We start from the raw sequence: 2025 nt of genomic DNA on the forward strand, positions 1-2025 counted from the left end.
CCATACCGGAGATATTAAATTTATCGAATAGTGAGTGGCAGGCAATGACAGAAGAAAGCTTCCGCAAAATATTTAAACATTCGCCTTTAAAAAGAAGCAAGTTTAAAGGCATTCAGAGAAACCTGAATTTTATTAAACAGGAATAAATAGAAAAGATCAAAGGTTTTAAACAGAGGACTCAAAGACAAAGAAACCCGGAGAAAATCTGACTTTAAATATTGACTTCTTACTTACTTAAATCACTTTTTAAGCTCATTCAGCCCTCGTGTAATCAGGTCTCCATAGCTTTTATCGAGCATTAAACTAGAGAATTTTTCCCAGGGATACCATTTCAGTTTAACATCCATATAGCCCTGCAAGGCCAGGGAGTCATTTCTTTCGTCTTTATTGATCTGCCAGCCACTAATAATAGGGCTATCCCCTTTTTGCATGAATACGACCACACTGCTATCTGTAGACTCACTAATATCAAGCCTGATGCCATTGGCGGTAGCTTTTACTACCCTTCCCTCCTTTATTAATGGATCGCTTAACACCACATGCTCAAAACCAGGATACCAGTTTTTCCATCGCGACAAGTCGCGCACCTGGTTTAACACATTTACACTGTCCTTTGCCAGGCTGGTCATTCTGAAAACCCTTATCTGCGAGGGGATAAAAAATGCTACGATGCAAGCCATTGCAAAAAAAACAAAGGCACTGATTAATATGAGTTTAACGTATCGCATGACGGTTTACAAATAGTATAACGACAAATTTCTAATAATAACATCAACTACTTAAGCACTAATACCTGAAACTAATTTAATAAGATCGGATTTGAATCTTAAACTTTAAACATAACTTATAAACAGACCATCCTGGATACAATATCCGTTTCATTATCCAGTATCGGCAATCCTGCGCAGGGAGCTTTCTTATTCCCATTTCATCACCTTCATCACTATTAAATACACAATGACAATCCAGATACCGAGTATTCCTATTTCTTTCCAACAATCATACAAATGGAGTCCTTCGAATGAGATCTTACGCATTGCATTATTGAATTGGGTAAGCGGCAAAGCCTGACAAAGGTTCTGTAGCCAGGGTGGAAAGACGTTGATCGAAAAAAATGTTCCTGACAATAATATTTGCGGAAATCCGAAAAGATTGATCAATAATGGTATGCTGGTATCTGTTTTTGCCAGGCTGGCAAATATTAATCCTACGCCCATCAGCAAAAACAACATGTACACGGTTAACAGGATCATCTCAGCAAAGGTGAGTACCCCATTAATGAGTGTGAACTTCAAAAAGAAATGCCCGAATAGTATCAATACAACTACGTTGATCAATTGAAACACCAGACGGCTGGCGCCAATGCCGATGAGAATATTGATCTTCCTTATGGGGGAAGCATAAAACCTTTTCAGCACCAGCTGCTCTCTCAGGTTAAAAAAAACAAAAGCAATCCCAAACATGGTAGCAAATAAAATGGAGAACCCCAACTGCCCAGGCAATACAAAATCAATTTGCCGGTACTTTTTACCGGGTATTATCTGTGGAATAAATGCATACTCCCGCTGTAATTTATGAGCATCGTCGAGCTCAATTTTAAGCGCCTGGTAATCGAGGGTCCGCATTAAATTGTAAACCGCTCCCCCGCTGGCTTCGCTGGACAACAGTAACACCTTATAGTATTTTACAGAGTCGACGCTGTAAGGTACCATGGTTAACACGGCAGAAATGTTACCCTTAATTAAGTCCTCATTTTGCCTGTCAGTATCTGTATAAGTCACCAGCTTCACCCTGGAGTTCAGTCTGAGGCTATCAAAGAATATGCTCGTGGTATCGCTTTGCGGGCTTATAGCCACTTTATAGGCTTCAGGTGGACGTTCGCTAAAAGCACCGAAGATCAGGATGAAAATAATCGGGAACAGGAAACTGAAAAACAGAGATGACGGTTGACTAAAAATGGCTTTAAAACTTGCTTTGGTGATCGCCCATAATGCTCTTGACTGACTATACGACATTTAGTTATTA

The 2025-nt window shown here is 39.7% G+C and carries 2 protein-coding genes; both read right to left on the bottom strand.

Going from position 1 to position 2025, the window contains the following annotated elements; translation table 11 throughout:
- Positions 1-239: 239 nt before the first annotated feature.
- A complete protein-coding gene (locus tag ACOJS8_RS05060) occupies positions 240-728 on the bottom strand; it encodes a hypothetical protein (protein ID WP_420147445.1) in 489 nt (162 codons plus the stop codon).
- 189 nt (positions 729-917) lie between these two features.
- A complete protein-coding gene (locus ACOJS8_RS05065; RefSeq protein WP_420147446.1) occupies positions 918-2015 on the bottom strand; it encodes an ABC transporter permease in 1098 nt (365 codons plus the stop codon).
- Positions 2016-2025 lie beyond the last annotated feature (10 nt).

The sequence above is a fragment of the Spirosoma sp. genome (genome assembly GCF_048594605.1).
Classification (GTDB): Bacteria; Bacteroidota; Bacteroidia; order Cytophagales; family Spirosomataceae; genus Spirosoma.

Coding starts and splice junctions, on each gene's coding strand:
- ACOJS8_RS05060 (WP_420147445.1), bottom strand. CDS start 728: ATGCGATACGTTAAACTCATATTAATCAGTGCCTTTGTTTTTTTTGCA.
- ACOJS8_RS05065 (WP_420147446.1), bottom strand. CDS start 2,015: ATGTCGTATAGTCAGTCAAGAGCATTATGGGCGATCACCAAAGCAAGT.